This window comes from Leptolyngbya sp. AS-A5, from assembly GCF_039962495.1.
GTDB lineage: Bacteria > Cyanobacteriota > Cyanobacteriia > Leptolyngbyales > Leptolyngbyaceae > Leptolyngbya.
Window position 1 is genome coordinate 1 of the sequence record NZ_JAMPLL010000047.1, and the last position, 23,921, is coordinate 23,921.

General features: G+C 47.6%; 16 protein-coding genes, 2 pseudogenes and 1 CRISPR repeat array. Of the genes and pseudogenes, 7 read left to right on the forward strand and 11 right to left on the reverse strand.

Going from position 1 to position 23,921, the window contains the following annotated elements; genetic code table 11:
• Window positions 1-121, reverse strand: a pseudogene (locus NC980_RS24325) (IS6 family transposase); the annotation flags it as partial.
• A gap of 152 nt (window positions 122-273) precedes the next feature.
• Here NC980_RS24325 and NC980_RS24330 point away from each other — a divergent pair.
• The 5 genes from NC980_RS24330 to NC980_RS24350 all read left to right on the forward strand — a co-directional run bounded on the left by NC980_RS24330 (window position 274) and on the right by NC980_RS24350 (window position 5,401).
• Window positions 274-1,077 carry a hypothetical protein gene (locus NC980_RS24330; RefSeq protein WP_190379984.1) on the forward strand — a complete coding sequence of 268 codons (804 nt, stop codon included), beginning with the start codon at window positions 274-276 and terminating at the stop codon, window positions 1,075-1,077.
• Window positions 1,078-1,079: 2 nt separating this feature from the next.
• Window positions 1,080-2,180 carry a hypothetical protein gene (locus NC980_RS24335; protein WP_190379985.1) on the forward strand — a complete coding sequence of 367 codons (1,101 nt, stop codon included), beginning with the start codon at window positions 1,080-1,082 and terminating at the stop codon, window positions 2,178-2,180.
• Between the two features lie 24 nt (window positions 2,181-2,204).
• Window positions 2,205-2,975, forward strand: a complete 771-nt coding sequence (locus tag NC980_RS24340; protein ID WP_190379986.1) for a hypothetical protein — start codon at window positions 2,205-2,207, stop codon at window positions 2,973-2,975.
• Window positions 2,972-4,669, forward strand: coding sequence for a TrbI/VirB10 family protein (locus tag NC980_RS24345; protein ID WP_190379987.1), 1,698 nt, complete (start codon window positions 2,972-2,974; stop codon window positions 4,667-4,669). The genes NC980_RS24340 and NC980_RS24345 overlap by 4 nt, the downstream gene beginning before the upstream one ends.
• 81 nt (window positions 4,670-4,750) lie before the next feature.
• The gene (locus NC980_RS24350) at window positions 4,751-5,401 is read left to right on the forward strand and encodes a hypothetical protein (protein ID WP_190379988.1); all 651 of its coding nucleotides are present in this window, start codon (window positions 4,751-4,753) and stop codon (window positions 5,399-5,401) included.
• Window positions 5,402-5,635: 234 nt separating this feature from the next.
• Window positions 5,636-10,991: a CRISPR direct-repeat array (repeat unit 37 nt; unit sequence GTTTCAGTCCCGTTGCCGGGATTCAGAGCTTTGCGAC).
• A 303-nt stretch (window positions 10,992-11,294) separates the two neighbouring features.
• Here NC980_RS24350 and cas2 read toward each other — a convergent pair.
• From cas2 to NC980_RS24395, 9 genes are all read right to left on the reverse strand, one after another.
• Window positions 11,295-11,588, reverse strand: coding sequence for a CRISPR-associated endonuclease Cas2 (gene cas2 / locus NC980_RS24355; protein ID WP_190379989.1), 294 nt, complete (start codon window positions 11,586-11,588; stop codon window positions 11,295-11,297).
• The gene (gene cas1d / locus NC980_RS24360) at window positions 11,585-12,562 is read right to left on the reverse strand and encodes a type I-D CRISPR-associated endonuclease Cas1d (RefSeq protein WP_190379990.1); all 978 of its coding nucleotides are present in this window, start codon (window positions 12,560-12,562) and stop codon (window positions 11,585-11,587) included. Before cas1d ends, cas2 begins: the two co-directional genes overlap by 4 nt.
• Before the next feature lie 10 nt (window positions 12,563-12,572).
• Window positions 12,573-13,151, reverse strand: coding sequence for a CRISPR-associated protein Cas4 (gene cas4, locus NC980_RS24365; protein WP_190379991.1), 579 nt, complete (start codon window positions 13,149-13,151; stop codon window positions 12,573-12,575).
• Window positions 13,152-13,261: 110 nt separating this feature from the next.
• Window positions 13,262-14,104, reverse strand: a complete 843-nt coding sequence (cas6, locus tag NC980_RS24370) for a CRISPR-associated endoribonuclease Cas6 (protein ID WP_190379992.1) — start codon at window positions 14,102-14,104, stop codon at window positions 13,262-13,264.
• Window positions 14,105-14,113: 9 nt separating this feature from the next.
• Window positions 14,114-14,374 (reverse strand): hypothetical protein, encoded by a 261-nt coding sequence (locus NC980_RS24375; protein WP_190379993.1) that lies wholly within the window; start codon window positions 14,372-14,374, stop codon window positions 14,114-14,116.
• A gap of 13 nt (window positions 14,375-14,387) precedes the next feature.
• Window positions 14,388-16,682 (reverse strand): type I-D CRISPR-associated helicase Cas3', encoded by a 2,295-nt coding sequence (gene cas3, locus NC980_RS24380; protein WP_190379994.1) that lies wholly within the window; start codon window positions 16,680-16,682, stop codon window positions 14,388-14,390.
• Window positions 16,672-17,490: a type I-D CRISPR-associated protein Cas5/Csc1 gene (gene cas5d, locus NC980_RS24385; RefSeq protein WP_190379995.1), complete on the reverse strand. Its 819-nt coding sequence runs from the start codon at window positions 17,488-17,490 to the stop codon at window positions 16,672-16,674. The genes cas3 and cas5d overlap by 11 nt, the downstream gene beginning before the upstream one ends.
• 6 nt (window positions 17,491-17,496) lie before the next feature.
• Window positions 17,497-18,543: a type I-D CRISPR-associated protein Cas7/Csc2 gene (gene cas7d, locus NC980_RS24390; protein WP_190379996.1), complete on the reverse strand. Its 1,047-nt coding sequence runs from the start codon at window positions 18,541-18,543 to the stop codon at window positions 17,497-17,499.
• Between the two features lie 11 nt (window positions 18,544-18,554).
• Window positions 18,555-21,275 carry a CRISPR-associated protein Csc3 gene (locus NC980_RS24395; RefSeq protein WP_190379997.1) on the reverse strand — a complete coding sequence of 907 codons (2,721 nt, stop codon included), beginning with the start codon at window positions 21,273-21,275 and terminating at the stop codon, window positions 18,555-18,557.
• A 423-nt stretch (window positions 21,276-21,698) separates the two neighbouring features.
• Between NC980_RS24395 and NC980_RS24400 the strand changes: the two genes are divergently transcribed.
• On the forward strand, window positions 21,699-22,574 hold the full coding sequence (locus tag NC980_RS24400) for a WYL domain-containing protein (RefSeq protein ID WP_190379998.1): 876 nt from the start codon (window positions 21,699-21,701) through the stop codon (window positions 22,572-22,574).
• A gap of 42 nt (window positions 22,575-22,616) precedes the next feature.
• Here NC980_RS24400 and NC980_RS24405 read toward each other — a convergent pair whose 3' ends face one another.
• Window positions 22,617-23,618 carry a hypothetical protein gene (locus NC980_RS24405; RefSeq protein ID WP_190379999.1) on the reverse strand — a complete coding sequence of 334 codons (1,002 nt, stop codon included), beginning with the start codon at window positions 23,616-23,618 and terminating at the stop codon, window positions 22,617-22,619.
• A 182-nt stretch (window positions 23,619-23,800) separates the two neighbouring features.
• Between NC980_RS24405 and NC980_RS24410 the strand changes: the two are divergent.
• Window positions 23,801-23,921: pseudogene (locus NC980_RS24410) on the forward strand (IS6 family transposase); the annotation flags it as partial.

Below are 23,921 nucleotides of genomic sequence, written 5' to 3' on the forward strand. Positions count from 1 at the left end.
TGACTTCAATGCCGCGATACAGCATCATTTTCTCAATGTCCCGGTAGCTCAACGGAAAGGTGTAATACAGCCAAACGCAGTAGCTAATAATTTCACCAGGGAAGCGATGACGGGAGTACATGGGCAAGCAGTCGTTCTTAAAGTTGAACTAGTACGATTATTCTACGTTCCGGTTAACCTGACAATACGCTAACGCTGCAACAACCGAAGATTTGGCCTACATCAACAACGGACACAAAGCAATGACATTAACGTAATAGCGGAGGAATAGAAATGAAAAAGTCGGGAATGATCAAACGATTCATTATCGGGACAGGCACAGCCATCCCTCTACTTGTTGCTGGTGTTGCGACTGCCTCTTTTATGCCGGGAGGCATGGGTGACGAGGTACAGCAATGGGTGTTGAATAACTATCTCAATCCCCTTGCTCGAATTCAACAGCAATTCAATGAGCTTGATCCCATCTTTGAAACCATGATGAAAGTTGCAATGGGAGGTGCATGGAACGAGCTAGAGTCAACGACCGGCTCTAGTTCACCCGACCCTTACAAAGTTCGGACAACGCAAACGGAAATTAATCCTGGTGTGCTGACCACGAATCCAGTTGTACGCCAGCGGGATTTAGCTAATCTCTATGATCAGGAATTAGCGAGATCCATGTCTGCTTTGATGCTTGGAGAAACCGGAAAGAAGACAATTCAAAAAGAAGCTGATCGGACTTCAAAAATTGTCGAAACCAGTCAGAAAGGATATCAAGAAACCCAAAAGCTGGTCCAACAAGCGAAATCACTCACAGTTACCCAGGATGTTATGAAGAATAATGCTGAAATCAATGCAGTATTAGCGGGAATTGTGACAAATCAAGCCCAATTAACTGCTGACAATCATACGGCATTACTGCAAATTCAACAGCTTGATAGCGCGATCGCGCAACTTTCCGCTAACACCAGCGAGGGCATTGACGAATCGAATCGCCGCGATCGCGTTGCTCGACAGTTAGAAATCGGCGGTGCAACTCGCACTGAACTTTATATTCCTGGTCTTTACAGCACTCAGGACAATTCGACGAAGAGGTAGTTATGTTCACTTTCGCTCAAGTGACAGGAGCAAAGACCATCATTGAAGATAGCATTAGCCAAATTGAGAAGGTTCAAGGAGCCTGGGATGCTCGATGGACAGATATCTTCAATGGAACGAATGGGCTGTATAACGGTATCAACGTTTTTGCCGCCACGATTGTTGTGGGTGCTTTTGTCTTCTTTGCGGTTGGTTGGGTCAAAGATGCGATCGAGCGCGGCATCTTTCCAGCACTCCCAGACGTAATTTGGGTATTTGTCATTTTTGCATTGCTCTTTAACAATGGGGCTATGTTAGGATCAATGACATTAGGAATCCGGAACATCATCAATGACCAAACCCGCAAAGTACTAGAGGTACAGATCGGCGAGGTTTCAATGCTGGAAGCACTCAATGATGTCGTTGTTTCTCAACAAGCGAAAGCCCTGATTCAGCAACAGTACACTGAATGCGAAGCCAAAGAGGGACAAGCACAGATTGACTGCTTTCGAGAAGCAGGTAAGCGAGCCGAGGATCTGTTAACTCACGAATATCAGCAAAAAGGCTGGATGACGGTCGGAGTACAAAGGCTTTGGGAACGGTTACGCGCGATCAACGAACGACTGAGCCAAGAGTATCAAAAACGAGATGTCGCAGGCAAAGTTCTGACGGCTCCAGGTTTACTCACGAACTTTATTCGAGAAGGACTGATTGCTACCGCAGGTCAAGCGGTTGCCCAACAGATTCTCAAGGGACTTCAATGGGCATTCGCGAATCTGATTGAACTGTCCATGTTGTTGACTGGACTGATCGGACCCATCGCTGTTGCTGGCTCAGTTATCCCGCTCCAAGGTCGTCCACTCTGGGCATGGTTAATCGGCTTCTTTAGCTTAGGGCTTGCGAAGTTTTCCTACAATGTTGTGGTTGGGCTTGCTGCTACCGTAGTGGTTGCGGCTGATGCTCAATCCTCCTCAGATATTGGGTTCCTCTTACTCATCGGTGTCTTATCGCCTGTCTTAGCATTAGCCCTTGCGGGTGGTGGCGGAATGGCAGTCTTTCGCGCCGTTTCCGGTGGTGTTTCTCGAATCATCGCGATCAGCACTACGACGCTGCCGATCAAATAGTTCACAGATTCATGTAGCCTGAATATGCAGATTTCTGATTTGAAGCGAAAAAGTCAGCGATTTAAGCTGGACTCGACAGACATTTTGCCCATAGCATTTGCAGGTCTCTCGCTCGGCGTTTTCATTCTTGCGATCGTTACGTTCTGGTTAGCGGTTTCATTCTCGAAGCTATCGAATCAAAAACCGCCGACGCTCGTACAGCAAGTCGATGGACACGCTTTTACAGCCCGTTCCGCAGATTATCAATACCGTGAACCCGAAGTCATTCGGCGTACAGTATCAAACTGGGCAGTGATGACCTTCACTTGGGGCAAGCTACCGGGACAAAACAAAGCACAAATTGATGCAGGCAAAGAAGTTGGGGCAGATTCAGCCAGTCGGCGTAGCGATCGCAGACGGATTCCGGCCCGTGCTTGGGAAGCTTCCTTTCTTTTAGCCCCTGATTTTCGAGATGCGTTTTTACAGAAACTTGCAGCCGATATTGTGCCTGAAGGCGTGTTTCGCGGACAAGTTGCCGCCGTTCTCGTTCCCCAGAACTTCTCAGCCCCAGAATTAACCGGAGAAGGACAATGGCGGATTCACATGATTGCAACTCGCATTGTTTTCGATGATGCAAATCCCGCAGGGCAAACCATTCCGTTTAATCGCACGATTTACGTTAAAGCCGTTGAACCGCCACAGAATTCGCTTGGACAAAACACAACTGACTATCAGCGCTTGGTGTATTCGATGTTGGAAAGCGGCTTACAGATTCAAGAGATTCGCCCCCTAGAGCGTGAGGACTTAGCAAAATGAATGGACAATCACACGAAAAGATTACGACTGAAGATTTGAAAGCAATTACCCAAGCTCCCACAGTCGAAGAACCATTAGTACATGAGGGGGAGTTCCCGGTTGAATTAGCACGATCGAGCCGCCCTGTTTGGACGAAACCTGTTCCGAAACTCGCCCTCATTGGATTGCTTCTCATCCCTGTGTTTGGCTTTGCTGCTCTATTTTTAGCAGGCGGCGGGCGATTCAAACAAGCTCAGAAGAATTTACCGCAACCCACGAGCGAAACAGTATCACAGCCAGAAACTCCTTCAGATGAACTATCAAGACTGCGGGAAGAAAATGGCAAGCTCAAGGCAAATGCAGCGATCGGTGATCAAACTAACCTACAGAATCGTTTAGCAAAAAACGGGAAGCCTGAGAAATTGCCTCGCATTCCGGTTAAGCCGCCAGCCAATGCACCTGATTCCCCCAAACCCGTCACCATAGCCTCTGCGCCACCTCGAATCGTTAGCCAAGCCAGCCCACCCAGATTAGTTTCTGCTCCGGTCAGTTTGCCTACGAGCAACTACCCTTCTGTTGCGCGATCGATGGCAGCAAAAGAACCAGCGATTCAGGCTAAAGCTGACCATCAACCTGATGATTCAATGCAGCAGTGGCAACAGCTTGCTCAATTAGGCAGCTATGGCTCTTCTCGTTCAGACTCATCTGATAGCAGATGGTCGAATGCTAGTAGTTCTCATAGCAACCTAAGCGAAGATAGATCACAAGTGGCTCAAGAAAACTCTGAAGATTCCTTGCAATCGATTCCAACTGCTCGAATCGCACCGACATCAGCCGTACAAGCAAATGCTGAAATGGCAATAGATACGGATCAAATTGCAGGAACATCCGATCAACTCAACACTGAGCAAACTGATCAACTAGTACAAGAACAGACAGCACCGAGAAGAACGATCGCAGAAACACAACCAGAATCTCAGGTCACAGCTCAACACCCAATCTCAGAGCATCCTATTTTAGAAGATGCTGAGGCAGCAATTCTACAAGAACAGGTTCGGCAACACTCGTTGATTGCAGGAGAGAGTACACCAGGGATTTTAGCGACTCCTGTAACTTTGAGTAATTCTAGAAGCACAGAAGCGACTAGAAAGACTAACCCCGATCGGTTTACGATCGTACTCGCACAGCCGCTTAAAGACTCAACAGGACAAGTAGCGATTCCCAGTGGAGCGCATTTGCTGGCTCAAGTCGATCAGTTTTCGCGGGCTGGTCAAGTTCAACTCTCAGCGACAACGGCTGTGTGGAATGAAAACGGGTTGCAAAAAGAACTCATCTTACCCACTGGTGCAATTCGGATACGTGGAGAGAACGGCAAACCACTAATTGCAAAATTGGAAGACCGAGGTAAAGAAATTGCAGCAATGGACGCAGGACAATTTCTGCTAGGAGCAGTGCGGCGATCGGCACAGTTGTTTACTCGTTCTAATAGCCAAATTCAAACCGGAAACGGTACAACGGTCATTACCGAAAGCAATCCTAAACCAAATGTGCTGGCTGGGGGGTTAGAAGGAGGAGCAGATGCCGTTTTAGGTTCAATTGAAGAGCGCAATAAACAAGCGATCAAAGAGATGGAGCAACGTCCCAACTCTCTCTTTATTGCATCGGGTAGCCCAGTTCAAGTGTTTGTGAATCAATCGATGCTACTGCCGAACTAATCACCATCTCACAAAATTTATCGTCACGATATGAAGCATTTACTTTTAGCTGTTGGCATTTCAATGTTTGCCATAGGAACAATGTCACCTGCTCACGCGCAAACACGCAGCGATCGCACTAATTCTGCTATTTCAACAACTCGGCAAAGCTCATTAACCACGATCGAGCTTCATGCAGGTCATGGAGTATCGTTAGATTTTCGTCCGACTCGCGAAACCATTCGCAAGGCTTGGCTCGATGATCCGTCACAGGTCACACTCGATTTTGATGATGCCATCTGCCAAAACGAGAATCGGCAAAACTCATGCACTGCAAGCGTCATTCATCTACGTCGAATTCAGCGTTTGAAGTTTTCCAACTTGCCTGCGACAGCGACAACTTTGCTAACAGTGATGAGCGATCGCAATCTTTACACCTTTCGCTTGACCTTCCCAAATTCTGGCAGTCCTCGTTATTCTGCGATCGCCATTCAGCCAAACCGAATAACCTCAGCCTCTGTTGCCACTCGCATTCGAGGAAGTTCAGGAGCAGAGTTAATCGAGCAAGGCTTACAAGTTGCTGCGGCGCGGCGGTTGATCTCGCAGCGGGATGTACTGTGGAATCGCTTAGAGTCTCTAATTACGCTGGTTAGAAACGGAGTCCAGGTTGCTGATGCTGCAAGACAAGTGGGTGTTTCTCAACAGCTAATCGCACGGCTCGTTGAAATGGGATTGAAAACACAGTCGGTATAGTCATTGAAATCGAACCATGATTAGCACGGGTGGAATCCGACGAACTACGATTCTAAAATCACTCATCATTGGGCTTGCAATCGTCTGCATTACGCTACTCTTTCCAGCAAGCGTTGCCGCTAGTCCAGATGTTGAGGGAACACTACCGATTGCTTCGGTTGAGTGGGATGGGCAATATGCTCGAATTCCTGATTGGTCAGAGATTACGCTTCATTCGCTTCCACCCATTCTCAAAGATGGTGAGTTCACTGCGCCTTCAGAGCTTTGCGACGTAACCGTTAACGTTACCCCGGATAACGGCAGTAAGTTTCAGTCCCGTTGCCGGGATTCAGAGCTTTGCGACACAGTGGCAGTACGTTAGCGACCCTATAAATAGTGTCGTTTCAGTCCCGTTGCCGGGATTCAGAGCTTTGCGACGTAGAATTCTAGCCCCGGATGTTGTAACTGGTTAGTGTTTCAGTCCCGTTGCCGGGATTCAGAGCTTTGCGACGTTCGACTATTACTCAATGTGATCAAGATTCTGATGTTTCAGTCCCGTTGCCGGGATTCAGAGCTTTGCGACCCTAGCAGCGATCGAGGATACGAAAGATCACGGCGGGTTTCAGTCCCGTTGCCGGGATTCAGAGCTTTGCGACGAAAATAATAAGAGCGGTATACTTTGCACTTATAGATGTTTCAGTCCCGTTGCCGGGATTCAGAGCTTTGCGACCCTGGCACCGGGTTAACTGCATAGTCCTAGCCCCTGACAGGTTTCAGTCCCGTTGCCGGGATTCAGAGCTTTGCGACGTTTAGCAACCTTGAAGAGAAATCACCCACCAATGAATAAACCAGTTTCAGTCCCGTTGCCGGGATTCAGAGCTTTGCGACGTTACATCAAAAGGCTCGAAGTGGTCGATAGCTTGGAAGTTTCAGTCCCGTTGCCGGGATTCAGAGCTTTGCGACGTGCCCCCGGTGATAGCCTTGATCCGGTTAACGATCGTTTCAGTCCCGTTGCCGGGATTCAGAGCTTTGCGACATCTGGATGCGATCGCTCTAGATCTGTTACTAAGAGTTTCAGTCCCGTTGCCGGGATTCAGAGCTTTGCGACATCTACACGGGCGAGGGGGTAGTTTCGCTGAAGTACCGTTTCAGTCCCGTTGCCGGGATTCAGAGCTTTGCGACAGCAAGGTCAGACGGTTGGATTCCGTCGAATCCGAATGTTTCAGTCCCGTTGCCGGGATTCAGAGCTTTGCGACCTCGGAATCAAAAGCAGAACCACTGATCGAAAGAGCGGTTTCAGTCCCGTTGCCGGGATTCAGAGCTTTGCGACGACGTTGAAACGTCTGAAGTAGTACATGGTCAGGAGGTTTCAGTCCCGTTGCCGGGATTCAGAGCTTTGCGACAGGGTGAGAGTGTGAATTTAAGTGTGAGTAGCTAGTGTTTCAGTCCCGTTGCCGGGATTCAGAGCTTTGCGACCCGGGACTGAGATATTCATGCTTGATAGTGCGGGTGTTTCAGTCCCGTTGCCGGGATTCAGAGCTTTGCGACCAACTTTCGACCGTTCGGGAAGATATGACAACGCCCTAGTGTTTCAGTCCCGTTGCCGGGATTCAGAGCTTTGCGACCATACTTGACGGGTAGATCGTGGATTCGCTCTGCATCAATGTTTCAGTCCCGTTGCCGGGATTCAGAGCTTTGCGACCCCCAACTATTTCTAAAATTCTGAATCAGTCGATAGAAGTTTCAGTCCCGTTGCCGGGATTCAGAGCTTTGCGACTTGACGATCGCAGCGGCTTGCAATGCAGATAGGGTCGTTTCAGTCCCGTTGCCGGGATTCAGAGCTTTGCGACATGTGGGAGCCTTGGTTGCTCTGTCTCTGTCCGATGTTTCAGTCCCGTTGCCGGGATTCAGAGCTTTGCGACCCTCATCGTCTGCGGTGATTGTGCCGCGAATGCTGCCTTGTTTCAGTCCCGTTGCCGGGATTCAGAGCTTTGCGACACTGATTCACAGCAGTCAATCTACGGAATCCATCAGTGTTTCAGTCCCGTTGCCGGGATTCAGAGCTTTGCGACTTCTGAGATCTGCGATGAGCGCTATCCCTGAGATTGGAGATTTGTTTCAGTCCCGTTGCCGGGATTCAGAGCTTTGCGACCGTTTGCTTGCTTAATTACTAATGTACGCTACTTCTGTTTCAGTCCCGTTGCCGGGATTCAGAGCTTTGCGACCTGGCGCAATGTCTAAAGCCCACTCATTTATTTATAGTTTCAGTCCCGTTGCCGGGATTCAGAGCTTTGCGACCCTGAGATCGTGTGCTCGTGGTTGCCGTCTTGATGTTTCAGTCCCGTTGCCGGGATTCAGAGCTTTGCGACTTCAGAAACTGTTTGAAGAGGAGAAAAAACCTTTAACGTTTCAGTCCCGTTGCCGGGATTCAGAGCTTTGCGACAAACAGCGATCGCATCCATTGATCGAGTCACCATCGTTTCAGTCCCGTTGCCGGGATTCAGAGCTTTGCGACTTTTGGTAATTTTCTTAATGCAGATTTATTGTATATGTTTCAGTCCCGTTGCCGGGATTCAGAGCTTTGCGACCTTTGACCATCGAGGAAGCTATAAAGGCGCTGTACAAAATGTTTCAGTCCCGTTGCCGGGATTCAGAGCTTTGCGACTGGAAACTTCCGCACGTGGTGGAACCATAATTCCATTGTTTCAGTCCCGTTGCCGGGATTCAGAGCTTTGCGACCTAGGACGCAAGTGTGAGAGGTCTACAACGATGGATTGTTTCAGTCCCGTTGCCGGGATTCAGAGCTTTGCGACTTAAAGAAAATGCTTTGAAGCAACTTGTCAAAAAGTTTCAGTCCCGTTGCCGGGATTCAGAGCTTTGCGACGTTCACTATCGTGCATTCCAAGAGTGTGCAAAAGTTGTTTCAGTCCCGTTGCCGGGATTCAGAGCTTTGCGACGTCTTTGATTTTTGTACCCAATGGGACAGCGACGCTACCGCGTTTCAGTCCCGTTGCCGGGATTCAGAGCTTTGCGACCTCTCCCTCTAGCACTATTCATGCCGTTTACTCCAATGTTTCAGTCCCGTTGCCGGGATTCAGAGCTTTGCGACCTAACCTACTCGATCCAATTGATTACGAGTGGAGAGGTTTCAGTCCCGTTGCCGGGATTCAGAGCTTTGCGACAAGAACACGCACATTAGGAATAGCGGGGAGAACCTCAGGTTTCAGTCCCGTTGCCGGGATTCAGAGCTTTGCGACCCCCTACTGATCCAAATATTAATCCGTTACGTGCTATGTTTCAGTCCCGTTGCCGGGATTCAGAGCTTTGCGACCATCTGATTGGACTAGCGATCGGTTGAATTTAGGTAAAAGTTTCAGTCCCGTTGCCGGGATTCAGAGCTTTGCGACGCAGCACCCGCTTAAATCTAAAGTGACTTTATTAAAAGTTTCAGTCCCGTTGCCGGGATTCAGAGCTTTGCGACATTTGCCTGATCCTATTTCGATTGCAAGGCAAGGTGTTTCAGTCCCGTTGCCGGGATTCAGAGCTTTGCGACAAACCGACAAACGCGATCATTGCGATCAACGCCACAGAGTTTCAGTCCCGTTGCCGGGATTCAGAGCTTTGCGACGCAGGAGGCGCAAAAACAAACTGAGGGGGAGTAAAGTTGTTTCAGTCCCGTTGCCGGGATTCAGAGCTTTGCGACCCCAGCGGCATTCACAGCAAACTAGAATTTCCTCGCATGTTTCAGTCCCGTTGCCGGGATTCAGAGCTTTGCGACCAGAACGTTCACTAGGTTGTTCATAACTAAAATCTCATGTTTCAGTCCCGTTGCCGGGATTCAGAGCTTTGCGACCTGTCGGCGGAACCGTTGGAAATGCACTAGAAGGATGTTTCAGTCCCGTTGCCGGGATTCAGAGCTTTGCGACCAACCCGGCGATGGTCAAGCGCCAGTGCAAGAGAAAGTGTTTCAGTCCCGTTGCCGGGATTCAGAGCTTTGCGACCCGTAGCCCGTTTTCTTCACGACCGCTTGCCACTGTCGTTTCAGTCCCGTTGCCGGGATTCAGAGCTTTGCGACCGCGCCTTAAAGTGACTAGAGCGATCCTTTGGGTGTTTCAGTCCCGTTGCCGGGATTCAGAGCTTTGCGACCATTCAAACAAGCAAAAAGTATGTGCCACAGCGCAAGTTTCAGTCCCGTTGCCGGGATTCAGAGCTTTGCGACCATTGGTTGATCCCTCAGTGTTGCTGTTTTTAGTTGTTTCAGTCCCGTTGCCGGGATTCAGAGCTTTGCGACAATCGCTCCGGTGGACAGGGTAACTGTGGGCATAGAAGTTTCAGTCCCGTTGCCGGGATTCAGAGCTTTGCGACACGGAACCCTGACCCCGGATCACCTCAACATCTACCGTTTCAGTCCCGTTGCCGAGATTCAGAGCTTTGCGACCAAGCCCGCGAAAGCCATCCACGCCGATATCAAATGTTTCAGTCCCGTTGCCGGGATTCAGAGCTTTGCGACTCCGATATTTTCCTTTGCAGCGGCTTGAACTTGCTGGTTTCAGTCCCGTTGCCGGGATTCAGAGCTTTGCGACAATTTGGCGGAGCTAACCCAAACATATACAATCTGGGGTTTCAGTCCCGTTGCCGGGATTCAGAGCTTTGCGACATCGGCCTTCATTGCACTTACCTCATAAATTGGATGTTTCAGTCCCGTTGCCGGGATTCAGAGCTTTGCGACTTCCCATTGCAACAGTCATACTTTTGCAATACTTTCGTTTCAGTCCCGTTGCCGGGATTCAGAGCTTTGCGACCCCGGGAATTAGAGCAAGCAAAGCAGGATTATCTCTCGCATGTTTCAGTCCCGTTGCCGGGATTCAGAGCTTTGCGACTACCGATCTTGAACGTTACCACTACGATTATTCTCTGTTTCAGTCCCGTTGCCGGGATTCAGAGCTTTGCGACTCAAGCTGGCTAACCCTGACGGCACTACGACCTGTCGTTTCAGTCCCGTTGCCGGGATTCAGAGCTTTGCGACTATCTTTGATTTAGGGCTTAAGCAGTTTTATAGAGTGTTTCAGTCCCGTTGCCGGGATTCAGAGCTTTGCGACCTGCTTTTGGTCGTGGGATTATCCGCGATATTTTCGTGTTTCAGTCCCGTTGCCGGGATTCAGAGCTTTGCGACCAATTTTAGAGGTGTCAGAGAAATGACAAACAAAATGTTTCAGTCCCGTTGCCGGGATTCAGAGCTTTGCGACCATTCCAGTTTCCCCCCGCTCAATCTCCTTATCAGTTGTTTCAGTCCCGTTGCCGGGATTCAGAGCTTTGCGACCTCCGTATGGAAGGGAGAATAGGAAGTCAGTATTCATGTTTCAGTCCCGTTGCCGGGATTCAGAGCTTTGCGACGATAGTCCGAACGATCGTCGAATGTCTCAGTACATGTTTCAGTCCCGTTGCCGGGATTCAGAGCTTTGCGACTCCCCTTCAGAGTTTTTCTTGGCAAGACCTACGATGTTTCAGTCCCGTTGCCGGGATTCAGAGCTTTGCGACTTGATCTGTTTCGACAGTCTCGCGCCAAACTTTAATGTTTCAGTCCCGTTGCCGGGATTCAGAGCTTTGCGACCCCGCCCTCTGTAAGCCAGATTTCGCAACCATTTCAGAAGCGATTTTGGCAAGGGTCTTGAGCGAAGTCAAATTAGCCACCCAAAATTGTAGATTCTGAAGCAGCGTGAATGACTTTAAAGTTCCAAAACTATTCATTTTTCAAGGTTCTGGCGATTTTGGCGAACCCCCCAGGGTTTTAGCCCCCGCTTCGGTTTGCCAAAAAATGTCTGCCTCATCATCATACAGCAGTCCTGAAGCTGAGCAGCAAAATGAATCAGAACACAAGCCCCATTCCACAGCCTCATCTCACAATCAAGCAGTCTTACAGGATAATCGCCGTATTCTGACGAGGTTTCTCTGACCCATAGGTCATCGTCCGCTTCACCGCTCCCGCATCTAGAACATAAATCCGGACGGAATCCTCATCTGGCTTAATCAACTTTTCAACTTGAGTTTGCAGCTTCGCAAACTGAACTGCCGTTAGAAAACATTCAAAAACGCTGTACTGCGTCCACTCCCCATAACCACAAAGCATCTTATGCAAACGAGTTCTCCGTTTATTCGCAGCCTTGCTATCCGGCAGGTCGTAGATAATCAGGTAGAAAAGGGTGCTCATCGCAGCATCAATGGCTTGTAAGGAACACTCTCTTGCAGATGACGAGCCAGTAACCGAGCTTGTAGCTCGATCGCACGTCGATACGTGCAGCGATATTCAAACACCGGATGTTTGAATTCATCGCTCATCTTGCGCTCAAACGCCTGCAAAAACCGCTTTCGCCCTTCATCCGATAATCGATATGCTCCCAAACTTTCGGTGAAATCTTTGGACTGAATCTCCCGGTTGTTCAACACCGCCAGCACTACATTGTCCGCCACCAACGGTCGAAACTCCTCCATCAAATCCAGCACCAACGCAGGCTGACCATGATGAACTTCATGCAAATAGCCAATGTACGGATCTAACCCTGCAAGATGCGCCGCCGCCGTCACTTGGCCTCGCAATAAGCCATAGGCAAAGCTCAACAAGGAATTCACCGGATCAGTCGGCGGACGACGATTGCGGCCCTTAAACGACCACCCTTTGCCTAACATCGACTGCCACAGCGCGAAATATTCCCGTGCCGCCATGCCCTCAATACCTCGTGCTTTATCGATCGTCGTTTGAGCCTCCACCTGCTTCTTCCGTAGCTTCAAGGGATTGTCCGTCTGCCCATGTCGATACAGCACATGGTATTGATTGTGAATCTTGGCAGTGACGATCGCTTTGACCAACTCCAACCGCCGCACCGGGTCGAGATAGACCCCATACTGAGCCAAGCGCAACTGTCCATTGCGAGAATAGCTCGGCAGCGCACTGCCCAAATACTTACCAAAGCTCGACAGATAATGCACGGGCATTCCCAGTTCCAAAGCATACACAAACGCATCTCCTGTCACCTGAGGATTCCCCATCAGCACCACCTGTTCTACGGTCTGAGCAGGCACCGCTTTCTTCTGCCAACTGCCATTCTCTTGACGGAGCGACACCGTAAACGCCTCATGCGATTTACTCAACACTGCATCTGGCTGAGTCACATACAGAATAGACATAGATTGTTTCCTAAGCTTGCATCAACTGTTTGACTTCAAAAGGTAAGCAAATCCCTTGCAGACTACAGGCTTGGCATTTTTTCGCCTGATCGATCGGGGCTGGCATTGCTCCTTGATCTGCCGCACGCGCCGCCGCGATCGCAGCCTCAGTGATTTCTCTGAGTTGCGGCGTGAACATCACTTTCTGCCTGCGCCGATTGCCGTGATAAAAAATCTCACCGTGGCTCAGGTGTCGTCCCGTGCGCTCCTCTAGGCAAAGTGCTGCTCCACAAAGCTGAAAGTGGTCATTCAGGTGCTTTGCCATCTTGCCTTTCTTGTATTCGATCGGGATCAACTGCCCATCCCGCTCCTCAACCGCATCAATAATTCCAGAGATTCCAAGTCGGTCGCTCCAGACCCACTGCTGCTGATGAATCCGCGTATCGCCCTCCTGAATCACTGCTTCTTCATTGATATTGCAATGCAGATGCCGACCCAGAATGATATGTTCGTTGTCTTCCATTTCGCCCAGCACATACTCAAAGTAAAAGCGGCGCGGGCAATATTCCCAAGCATTTAGATACGCTAGGGGCAAATAGTCTTCTGTCATGATTTGAAACAGGAATTGTGGTAGAGCGGCTGCTATCGAACATCCTGAAAGCTCACAATCCTTGCCCAAGGAGCAACAAATTATGGATACTCAGTTAGTGTTGTCAGGATTTAGCGTGACGATCGCTGAACTAATCGCCTAGCCATCCCCATTCCCATCGGTGTTTTTCGTCCCACTCCTGAAAACAGAGCGAAATCTGCTAACGCATTGATTTGTTGAATCATTGTTGCTTCTACGTTGCCTAATATCTGAAACGTGACGTTTCCGACACATCCAATCAGCTTACTGCGACTGTCGATCGCAATCTCTGTCCGAATGTCAAAAAAGCTCGGATAGATCGGTTCCAAAATCGTTTCAGCGAAGGGAAGACCGCTGTAATGATTCCACCGCCGCAATAGACTGTTAAACACAAACTCTTTCGTTGGCAATGCACAATCATACTTGGTTTGGCGAAAGGTAGTAGGGGTATAAAATTGGAGATGAATCTGACGGTCTGCGTCTGAGGCTTGCTCAAAAAGTTGGGCGTAGGTCGAGAAACCTGCCCAAGGTTGGTTTACCTGGGATGTTCCCAAAACGCTAACGACCTGTAAATCAGATGCTCCCAACCGCCATGCTTTCGATGGACTCAGGCTCAACCAAAGGTGCATGAGTTTTCCAAACAGTGCATCATCTAATAACGAAATACGCCACCAGCAGGGTGTACCCGCTGGAATTGAGCGATCGTGCTGCCACTGTAGTAGATGGGTTTTCTGATTTCCTCTTCTACTGTATTCAACCTGTAAAGGACTGAGCGTAAACGCTTTCTCTGATTCTTGATGGTGTAAAACAGTGGCTAATTCTGGATCAATTGAGTGTACTAAATCCAAAAACAACGCATGGAGATGACGACCACCCAGATGGGCTTGAGAAATGGGCGATCGGGGTAGCAGATTGAGAACGAGACTGTAGGGCATAGATGATACCTATCGATAGGAAAGTTCTGGCTCATTACAGATTGGATTAAATCCACCCAAATATACGACTTGAGCCATCGATTTATCAGGAACAACCAGACCCCTTACACAGTCATGAGCGCCGTAGTAAGACTTATTATTGACATTCAACTGCATTGTCTTTAACTCAATGATACTGATATCGTTGTAACCAGCTTCGTAACTCCGAACGACAACAGGTGTGTCTGGATCAAATTGGGAGAGGGCTTTAATTAGTTCTACAATCGTCATAAATTTCCGCCAATTAGAAAATTAGAAAGTCGTCATTGTCGGGCAATTTTAGCTTTACCCCATACATTGCTAGGGCTAGAATGCCTGCCAACCCGGGTATAAAAGCGTATTCTGCTTCAAAATCATTACCACTGACAACAATTGGGTAAGGGATAATCCTTTCTTTGAGTAGCTTGTAGTAAGCTGGAGCATTTGCTACTGGGCAAATGATAACGCCCGAGGTCAAGTCCTTCTCTAACTTTTTGATTAAGGTCGTTGGAGTGATCGCGTTGTCTCTCCTGCGTTCAATTCGGCAGTTATCAAAAGCTTTGAGCTTATTCATCTGAGTTGCAAAGAAATCTAAGCGAGTTCCTCGATAACGCAGATGAAAGCTGATGTGATATGGCGGATCAGCACGACTAGAAAGCCGAATAATTTCTCCATCGGACACGAATTCGTAGTAACGAAGTAAATGGATTGGATCAACGAATGTTTCTTCTGACAGGTCTAAGATATAACCTTCAGGATCTTGGATATTTAAGCTCTCGAATAAGCTAGAACGAAATCCAAAGAGAGGGGCATAACTCGCGCTGTAGTATTTACAAAATGCCTTCAACGCTTCAGCCGCTGCGGCATCTTCCTTAAAAACTTTCTCGTAATCTGATAATGCCGTTCGCTTTGCCTGTAAGTCTTCCCAGTCTTCAGGGCACTCAGCTTTTAGGAAGGCTGTAATAATAGCCCACCTTGATTTACCTTTGATAAACTTCAATGGATCATCTGCAATATCCTGCTTTTTCGAGGTAGCAATTTTCTCTGCTGCCCGTAAAGCTCTCATACGTCCCTGATAGTAAGACCAGTTACCCTTTCCGCCTAAAGTTACCTGTATGGTACTGTAGAGCTTTGGAATAAGTTCACTTTCCGCTAATCCATCCATCAACTCTTCAAGTTCTAGTAAAGGACGAGCGATTTCTAAGAATGCTTCTGATTGCCAATAAATTCCCAAAAATGGTCTTTCAAGGCTGTCTAACTCTAGTAATTTCTGTTCTAGGGCATTCCGTCCGCCGGGGCAATCTAATAAGCCTAATCCTTCCTCCCAAGCTTTCTCTGGAAGGTAAGCGATCGCTTCCGAGGGTAAATCAGTTTGTTGTCTTCCCAGAACTCGACCAACTCTACCTAATCTTTGCCAGAAAGCAGCACGATCGCGACATGAGAAAATTAGCCAATCCAGCGTTTGCCTTTGAGGGGATGGATTACGCTCAAAATTGAATCCTACATCGACTGTGCTAGTAGCGAGGATAATTTGACACTGCATTGCTCGCTGACGGTCTGCTAATGGGGCAGGGCCAGTGATACGTCCAACTTTGTCAGTCAAGCCCTTTCTTTGCAATAACTTAGAGAGCCGATTAATGTGATCCAAAGAATCGAGAATGACAGCTCCGTAGTGATTAGGCTGCATCTGAATGCGTCTCACAACTTCATCAGTTAGTTCTGCCAATAACTGATCACGATCAAGCTGAGGACGTAACTCCAAATTGACAACAGATTGAGAGGGAAGTAGACAAATGTTGCTACTTTCTCCATTGATGTATGCAATGTTCACACCACGCTTTTCTAAGCTAGATAATGCCTCTTGACAAGCAGGCTCAGGAGTTGCTGTGAGCAATACAACTCGACGACCCGCTTTAAAGAAGCCAAACTCATGAGAAAGAGCCAGATAAAACAATAAACCTACTAACTGCTTCGCATCATACAGATGAAACTCATCAAAGATAACAGTTCCAAACTGACTGTAGAACTGACTGGCAATATTGACTCGATCGAGTTGTTTATAAGCGAAGAAAGTCGCGTAATAGAAAATATCCGGATTAGTGACTAATAAGACCGGTCGATTTGCCCCTACCGATGGAAAAAGAGTGGCAGGATTTCGCAAAAGATTGTAAATCTTTTCTCCAGGACGTGAAACAACTTTACTGCTGTCCCAAGTGCGTACTTCTTTCGCAGAAGCCGCAATTACAAAGTGTTTCAATCCTGCTTGTTGAACAAATTGTTCAGCGGCTTCTTTTTGTTGATCAACCAGTGCATTCGTTGGCGCAATGTAGATTGCATTTTGGTTCCGATTAGGTTCACGCAACAAAACTGTGAATGCTGCTTTCGTCTTTCCTGTTCCAGTTGGTGCTAAATCCAGAATAATATCGTAGTCTTTAGCCTTCCTGAAAACATCAACCTGATGTTGTAAAGCTTTCCCCATAAAGGAAAGTTCAGAGGGCAAATCTACACATGCAGCAATACTTTTAGCTTCAAGCGCGATCTTCAACTTTTCATGAACCATTTTGATTGCGACCTCCACAAAACTGTAGATTGGCTGGCACAATTAAGTCACCTGCTTGCCAAGCTTCACCCCGAAAACGAAGATTTTTCAACAACGAGACGGGTGGAATCGAAATTAAATCAAATGAAATAAGTCCAAGATTGGAAGGCAAATCTGCTGAATTAATTAGTGCTTGGCTAATGTACTCTCCTTCTGGTAGTCGCTTCAGTTGAGTATGCTTGAGTACCGACAGCTTAATCTTGCTTCTAAACTTCCCAATCCGAAAATAGTCAGGTAACTCTCGATCTCCAAAGACCAAAGTGCGAAAGCGATTTCCACGCTCAATCATTCGGAATCTACCAGTTTGGGGAAAGTTACTTGCCCGAAATGAAGGGGGTCTGGCATTAGGGTTCTTCTGTTTAAGCTGTCGATCAAGTGGAACATCTTCACGAGCGATTGCTACCCGATTATTCGTCATAGAGTACCAGTAGGCATCTGATAAGGCGTTGAACCGCTCAAACCGAAATGTGACTCGTCCCTCTAGGGGCCAAGCAGGAAGAATGTAGCAGTTTTGGGCGATTGGTACTAAATCCTCCACATACGTTGGCTTGCCTGTTGCCTTTCCTGTCAGTCGATAGGGAGAACTGACCCAATCTAAAGCATAGGCAAGGGCATAATTACCGATTACGCCTTCTGTATAGTAGCAGTCGGAAACTTCTCTGGATGCAAAAAACACAGGTTCAGCACACCAGAGTTCAACTAAACGCACCTGCTGAAAGTCCGAGATTTTAACTTCCTGACTGTCTAGCAGGTTAAGTTGCTGAGCCATAGTAATTTAGCTCCCTGTTTCAACAGCATCAGGTTTTTTGTTTTTGCTTTTCGTCTTTTTAGTGTCTGTTGCTGGTACTTGGCGGAATGTTTCGTAAGACTGGTTTAACCTCTTTAGGAATGTTTCCTGCTCATCCAATGACCAATGGCGATCGACATCAACAATCAGAGCTTCTACTTCATCTTTAGACAGCTTCACAGCAACGCCTCGTCTAGTTGCCCAGTTTTCAATAACCTGTTCAACAGTAGTAGTTAGTGCCTCACGTTTGAGTGGATGCTCCAGTAATTCCTCACGAGTTCTCATAACATCATGCACAGTCTGGATTAATTCCAATGAACTCGGTAGTTCTGCAATTCCACCAAACACGCCAAGAATCTGATTCTCCATACGTCCCACTCGACTGGAAATAGCCCCATATCGACTGGTTAGAAGGATATTACCAAGCACATACCGCAACTCATCAGCAGTGACATCTTTGAGCGTAACTACATCAAGGAAATGAACACCAGGCTTGATGTACTCGCTCGTGTTTAGAGAGGTTGATGCCTTCTCTGTGTCATCATCTCGCCGTAGCCGCATGGTTCCATTTTCGTATACACCGTTAATAGTGCGATCGCCCAGTAAATCATTTGCAGGTAGCAAGCTAAACGCATCTTCTGTCCAAATTCGGCTTTTTTGTGCACCACCGCCCCCGGCTGCAAAACCGTAGAGAAAACAATCGATACACATCTCACAGGGGGCATTTGTATTGAGTGAACAAACTGATTCATCCTCTTTCTTCTTGTAGAGAAGCTCATAAGCTCGAAGAAATTCACGTCCCCGACGACGTTCAGGCGCAATTTGCTTCCGCTTCGTCATCACCAACCGCTCAACGACGCGATCATCGGTTAAACCTGCCTGAACAAATTCCCGACACATCGGTTCGCCAGTGCCTTCAGTGCGAAAAATTGTTTCCGAGAGCGTTGTTCTAAGGACAACTAAACCAATGACTCGACTTTTCGGGAAGTTTTCATAAGCTGGAGCAAGAAAAGGGGCTAAGGTTTCAATTGACATTGTGAATTCTCCTATACCGTTGCTTGAGTGGATTCTGAGGTTTTGTTCGCTTCTGCTTTCGCTTTTTCTGCCTCTCTCTTCGCTTTTACTTCCTGATACGCTTCGTGCCAGAAAAATAAGTACGCAGCTTCTAAATCTTCCCGATCGCTCAAAAGCTTTTCAGGACGAGCATGATAAACATCCTCATACAGCTTTCGCAGAACACTGTAGTAATGCTTAATCTGTTCTAATTTTGTTTCACCAACTCTATGCTCTCGAATACGATCAAGGCGAGTATGGTATTTCTGGCTTAGAGCCGCAAAAACGAAGTCTAGATCCATATGAGGTTTAATGGATCGAATAGAGGTCAGAAATGCTGTGAAAGGTTCTGTGATTGCAGTCCGTTTAAAGGAGCTACCACGCAAACTGGCTTCAGCCGCAATTTGGGCAGCTTCTTTCAAACATTTTGTTAGTTCTTTATTTTCATTGGGCATAAGGTTCTCCAGCAGGTGATTGAGCGGTTCGCGAATTCGCTTCCAAAAGGTTTCAAAATTAGGATCATCCTGTTCACGTAAAATCCATCGCAGTAAAACATAGTAAAGACTGAAAGGTTTAGATGTCGCACGGGCTAGGTCATATAGACAATCATCAAACTTCTGAAGACTCGACACAATCTGAACCAGATTACCTAACCAGCGGAGGCGATCGCGCGCAATGATCGATTCTTCACGGCTGTACTGCCCATACCCTAGTAAGTTTGCGAATGCTGTTGGAATACCCTCAACTCTTCCATAAAACTCAGTCGATGGTTCAATCTGTAAACTTGAACTTAGAACAAACGGAAAACCAAATTCAAGTGAGAGGGAAAGTTCTAGAGCCAATCTTAGTGATTTTAGGAGCGCAACTGAAGCATTAGCATCTCCCCAAATCAGAGGTAATGTAACTGTTGCGTGGGTGAATTCGGGACGTTTTGGAAAGGCAAATCCAATAACCTTATCTGATTTGAACTCAACCAAATTGTCTCTGTACAACTTAATTACATCTACTGAAACCGTCCCTCCCTCAGCATTAGTAGATGCAAGCTCCTTTAAACACTCTCGCCAAATCCTCAATAGTTCAGGGCAGGAGCCTTCTGGTAAAGCTAAATGTAAATAAAAAGGTGGCTCCTTTTTAACAGCAGGGAAATTAGCACCGATCGCTAATAGTTGATATGCTAGTAATGTTGTTGGTTCTGCTTGGCGTTTAGGATCACCACCCATCCCTCCAGGTAAGCGATTAGAAAAGACCTGCACTTTTGTCCCGATCGGCATTGATGAAACATCGTCTGCCCCTCTGGTAGTAACACCGAGAGAACAGCGTCGCCTTGGATTAGCATTCGTATAAGCCTCTAATTCATTGAAGCCATCAAAACAATTTGTAATCGGGAGATTCAGTGTTTTAGCAACAAGACCAATTAATTCTTCTGGTGCTTCTTCAGATATCTCAGATTCCTCAAAGGCATCTGTGCTCCCGTTCCCAGTTCTTCTCAGATCTAAAGATTCAATTAAAGCCGTTTGGATGCTCTGCATACCTCCTATAGCTGCTTTTGCAGCAAACAGAGATCTGCCATATTGGGGGTTCAATGGTTCTAGAAGTAACCGTTGTTGTTCGGTTAGCCCAACATGAATCGCTATTTTATCCCATGCTTCTTTAGTTGATACTGAGGCTTGTCGATAACTTAAGTAAGCAGCTTTTAATCCTTCAGCGATCGCGAATTCTTCCGCATTACTTACAGGTAGTAAGCCGACAGATGTAGCAGTAGCGATCGCCTCCTCTGTAACTTCACTACTCCACTTATTCACATCACTTTGAACCTTATCTGCCTTAAAATCTGCTTTCTTCTTCTCTAATCGAGCAAAGACGACTTTTAAGATTTCCGCAGAATCATGCTGCACAGCGTGCGTTAAAATCTTAATCCCGTCTTTTGTAGGCTTTACAAGTTGATCAATATTACTACCAAAAACGCTGTCGATTTTTGCTTGCCACCGAGCAGCTATCTTTTTGGTCAAATTACCTTCAGGGAACTTCTCCCCTTCAAACAACGCACCGTCAGGAAAAATGGCTAATGGTGTTAATCCATGTTCTTTTAAGACTTCCTCTGATGCAGATAACAACAACGCTGTCATATATCCGCGATCTTCAGAAATACGGATTCTGTAAAGATTACTGGGACGATTCAACGCATGAACTAATTCAGCAGAAATCTTCCGAATTAAATCCTGCTCGTCAAGCTCAAGATCAAATAAGTCTGCGGCTCTTAAAATAGATGCCCAACGTTCAATTGCCGGATCTTCGGGTAGAAATCGAGTCCCATCGCTAACGTTGTGCCCAGAGTGACGTTCAATTAAACGTCTAGCCAGTTCGAGTTCGGCATCTCCGGGTACAAAACTATCTACTCCCGCTTTTTCCAGTTGTTCACGTAAAAACCCTTTGTTTCTGGCTAAGGTTTTTACGTTACGTTTAGCTTCGTCTAGCTTATTAAGATCATGAACGGCTGTTGCCGCTAGGATGACTGCCCGTTTATCATCAGGCACTCCCGCAATTCGACTGACCGTTAGAGCAAATTGGCAAGCAGAATCAAGATGCTCTGCCAGAGTTCTGCTCTGCCGGACTCCATGCTGCCGATGATGGGCATGAAGTATGTATAACTGGGGACGAATTTCACTAAAGTAACGTTCTTCAAGTGTTTTAGGAGGGCGGTTAAGCAATCTCATCACAGTTATCCTTGTTTAACTTTTCCTGCAACTAACATGCGGTACTCGAATTGATTACGATCGACCCTACGTTTCTCAATTTGATCGCCCCTTTGCTTCGCGATGTGAATCGTTGCCGAGAAGCGATGTCCTACTTCCTGCACCAGTTCTTCCGTTGAGTGCTAGTTGCCGTCTGATAGAACAAGCAGCAATTTCTCGATCGTCGTCATGACAATTTCGCCTCCATGCCTGACATAGACTTCCCAAAAAATACTCAAAACAGAGATAAACACTTACAACGACATACGACTTCATTAACCTCAAGGTTCCTTTACTTTTTGAGATACCTTGAAATAGTGTCCGTGAGAAGTTGCATAAGTGAATCATGGCATCGAAAATAGAAGATAGCAAGATTAAATACAGAAAAAGTGTCCGTATACTTTTATGAGTCGTAAAGGGCAGTCGATCACGTTATCGGTTTCTGAGCAGGATAAAAGGCAGCTTGAAGCCCTCGCTCTCGAATTTGGTTTGACCTGGGGCGATCGCCCCAATATTTCCAGGTTGGTAGAGGCGATCGCTCGTCGTCAGTTAACCGTCGCCCCCAATCATGATTGGACGAAGGAGCGAATTAATGCGTTAAATCGGGCAAGGACAGCATTGATTGATGCAGGAGAGGTACAAATGGCAGTGGCGATCGCCCAGCTTTTACTAGATCGCAGCGAACTAACCCTGCCATTGAGAACCGAACTAGATCAGTTCATTGCACGACCCGCGCTTCCCTGGCGGATTGAAATAGAACGGTACATACATCGGCAGCAGCCCTTTCAGTTGTCCTACCAAGATGCCGCAGAGCGCATCTGGAACTTTACGATTCGGTATGCGGAGATCGCAATTCATGAAGAACGACAGTATCTTGACTGCTGGTGTGAAGAAACAGAAGGAAATCGAGATTTACCTGAATTAGCGCATAATTGGTGCCTCAGACTCGATCGCATTACAGATGCAGCGATCGCTCCAGTATCAGGACAATGGCATCCTGATCTAGCGACCATTGCAGTTGAAATGCACCTTTTTTCAGGATTAGCCTTTGCCTATCGTAGTAAAACAGCGAAAGATGAAGTGAACGAGTGGATGACTGAACTGCCCCAAGTGCGGCGAGTGGTGCGACGGATCTCAAATTCATTTTGGTTTATTCGAGAAGTGTTACGGTATGGGCAAGATTGTGAAATCGTGTCGCCTGACAGTGTACGAGATCGCATGAAACGAGAAGTTCAAGGGTTGTATGCAAGATACAATGCGCTGCCTCAAAATCAAGGGTAGAAAAGCCGATCGCTTGAGGTATCGAGCTAACCCCTGATCAACTTAACCCAGCAAAGCAACGATCGCTTCCACAGTAAGCTTGGATGCCGTATTCCAGGGAGAACCACCCACGGTGCGCCGCCCGCCCCAACTGCCCGATTCTGGATCTTTAGCAAGTTCCGCTTGCGTCAGACGATCGAACACTCCCTGCGTAAAATCGAGGCTGTGCTGCTGTGGGTGCAGGGGAATGCTGCCCAGCGTGTATTGCATTCCGCCTGAGCGATGATCTCGAACCGTAATCGCTTCTGGACGGAGAAGAGCCGCCGACGCATCCCGCAACCGGGGAATCGCCTGGTAAAACGATCGCGGATCAATCCCCTGCCCGACGCTCGTTTGATCACAAACTGCAACTTCCCCCCGCTCGGTCTGGATAAACCGAATTCGCTGCTCATCGATCAGCATCTGAGTATCCGCTTCAATCTGCTGCCAATAATCCTCTGCCTCTCCAGATTCACCCGGATAGGGACAATCGCCCTTCGCAGCCTCGATCAACCACTCCGTCCCCCGCCGAAATGCCTCAGAAGAATAAGCTTGCCAATGATCCTCTGTCCACTCTTTGCGCTCCGGCGGTAATCCCAAATCTGCCGCTATCCCTTCGCTGGAATGCTTCAGTGCCACCACCGCTTTTGCCGCAAACTCCGCATACTGCTTTAACTCCTCTGGAACCATTAGATGATCGCAATCCCACGCGATCGCTTTGAGCTTAGCGATCGTCCCATCGGTCAGCACCGGACGCGGTAACTGCACCCAAGCCGCCGCGCAGCAAGCATCTGGATCAACCATTGTCGTGACAAAGCAAGGCGGCTGATGTGTGGATTGTTCCTCAATCAGCGATCGCTCCTTGGGTGCAGGAATTTCATCGATCTGCACATCGGCTCCGTTGGGGCGATGATGATCCCAGTGCAGATCACCTGGTTTCGCTTCCCAATCGGGGACAGTGCCATCAACCATGATGATTTGATAATCAGTAGGGATGCGATCGGCTTGAGTCGTGACGAGATACATAGGACAGCAATAGCAGAGGGTTGGCTTAAGATTAGAGGACAGGGCAGTCAGAGACACCAATCTTTCAGAGGAAACGGGGATGGTCGTGCAGATTCCGATTCAACGAATTCAGGTCGTATTGTCAGGTTAACCGGAACGTAGAATAATCGTACTAGTTCAACTTTAAGAACGACTGCTTGCCCATGTACTCCCGTCATCGCTTCCCTGGTGAAATTATTAGCTACTGCGTTTGGCTGTATTACACCTTTCCGTTGAGCTACCGGGACATTGAGAAAATGATGCTGTATCGCGGCATTGAAGTCA

What these genes read in the sequence shown, in the direction of transcription:
- NC980_RS24345 (WP_190379987.1), top strand. Translation starts at nt 2,972, where the DNA reads ATGAATGGACAATCACACGAAAAGATTACGACTGAAGATTTGAAAGCA.
- cas7d (WP_190379996.1), bottom strand. Translation starts at nt 18,543, where the DNA reads ATGTCAATTGAAACCTTAGCCCCTTTTCTTGCTCCAGCTTATGAAAAC.
- NC980_RS24375 (WP_190379993.1), bottom strand. Translation starts at nt 14,374, where the DNA reads ATGACGATTGTAGAACTAATTAAAGCCCTCTCCCAATTTGATCCAGAC.
- NC980_RS24405 (WP_190379999.1), bottom strand. Translation starts at nt 23,618, where the DNA reads ATGTATCTCGTCACGACTCAAGCCGATCGCATCCCTACTGATTATCAA.
- NC980_RS24400 (WP_190379998.1), top strand. Translation starts at nt 21,699, where the DNA reads ATGAGTCGTAAAGGGCAGTCGATCACGTTATCGGTTTCTGAGCAGGAT.
- NC980_RS24340 (WP_190379986.1), top strand. Translation starts at nt 2,205, where the DNA reads ATGCAGATTTCTGATTTGAAGCGAAAAAGTCAGCGATTTAAGCTGGAC.
- cas2 (WP_190379989.1), bottom strand. Translation starts at nt 11,588, where the DNA reads ATGAGCACCCTTTTCTACCTGATTATCTACGACCTGCCGGATAGCAAG.
- NC980_RS24330 (WP_190379984.1), top strand. Translation starts at nt 274, where the DNA reads ATGAAAAAGTCGGGAATGATCAAACGATTCATTATCGGGACAGGCACA.
- cas1d (WP_190379990.1), bottom strand. Translation starts at nt 12,562, where the DNA reads ATGTCTATTCTGTATGTGACTCAGCCAGATGCAGTGTTGAGTAAATCG.
- cas3 (WP_190379994.1), bottom strand. Translation starts at nt 16,682, where the DNA reads ATGGTTCATGAAAAGTTGAAGATCGCGCTTGAAGCTAAAAGTATTGCT.
- NC980_RS24395 (WP_190379997.1), bottom strand. Translation starts at nt 21,275, where the DNA reads ATGAGATTGCTTAACCGCCCTCCTAAAACACTTGAAGAACGTTACTTT.
- cas5d (WP_190379995.1), bottom strand. Translation starts at nt 17,490, where the DNA reads ATGGCTCAGCAACTTAACCTGCTAGACAGTCAGGAAGTTAAAATCTCG.
- NC980_RS24335 (WP_190379985.1), top strand. Translation starts at nt 1,080, where the DNA reads ATGTTCACTTTCGCTCAAGTGACAGGAGCAAAGACCATCATTGAAGAT.
- cas6 (WP_190379992.1), bottom strand. Translation starts at nt 14,104, where the DNA reads ATGCCCTACAGTCTCGTTCTCAATCTGCTACCCCGATCGCCCATTTCT.
- cas4 (WP_190379991.1), bottom strand. Translation starts at nt 13,151, where the DNA reads ATGACAGAAGACTATTTGCCCCTAGCGTATCTAAATGCTTGGGAATAT.
- NC980_RS24350 (WP_190379988.1), top strand. Translation starts at nt 4,751, where the DNA reads ATGTCACCTGCTCACGCGCAAACACGCAGCGATCGCACTAATTCTGCT.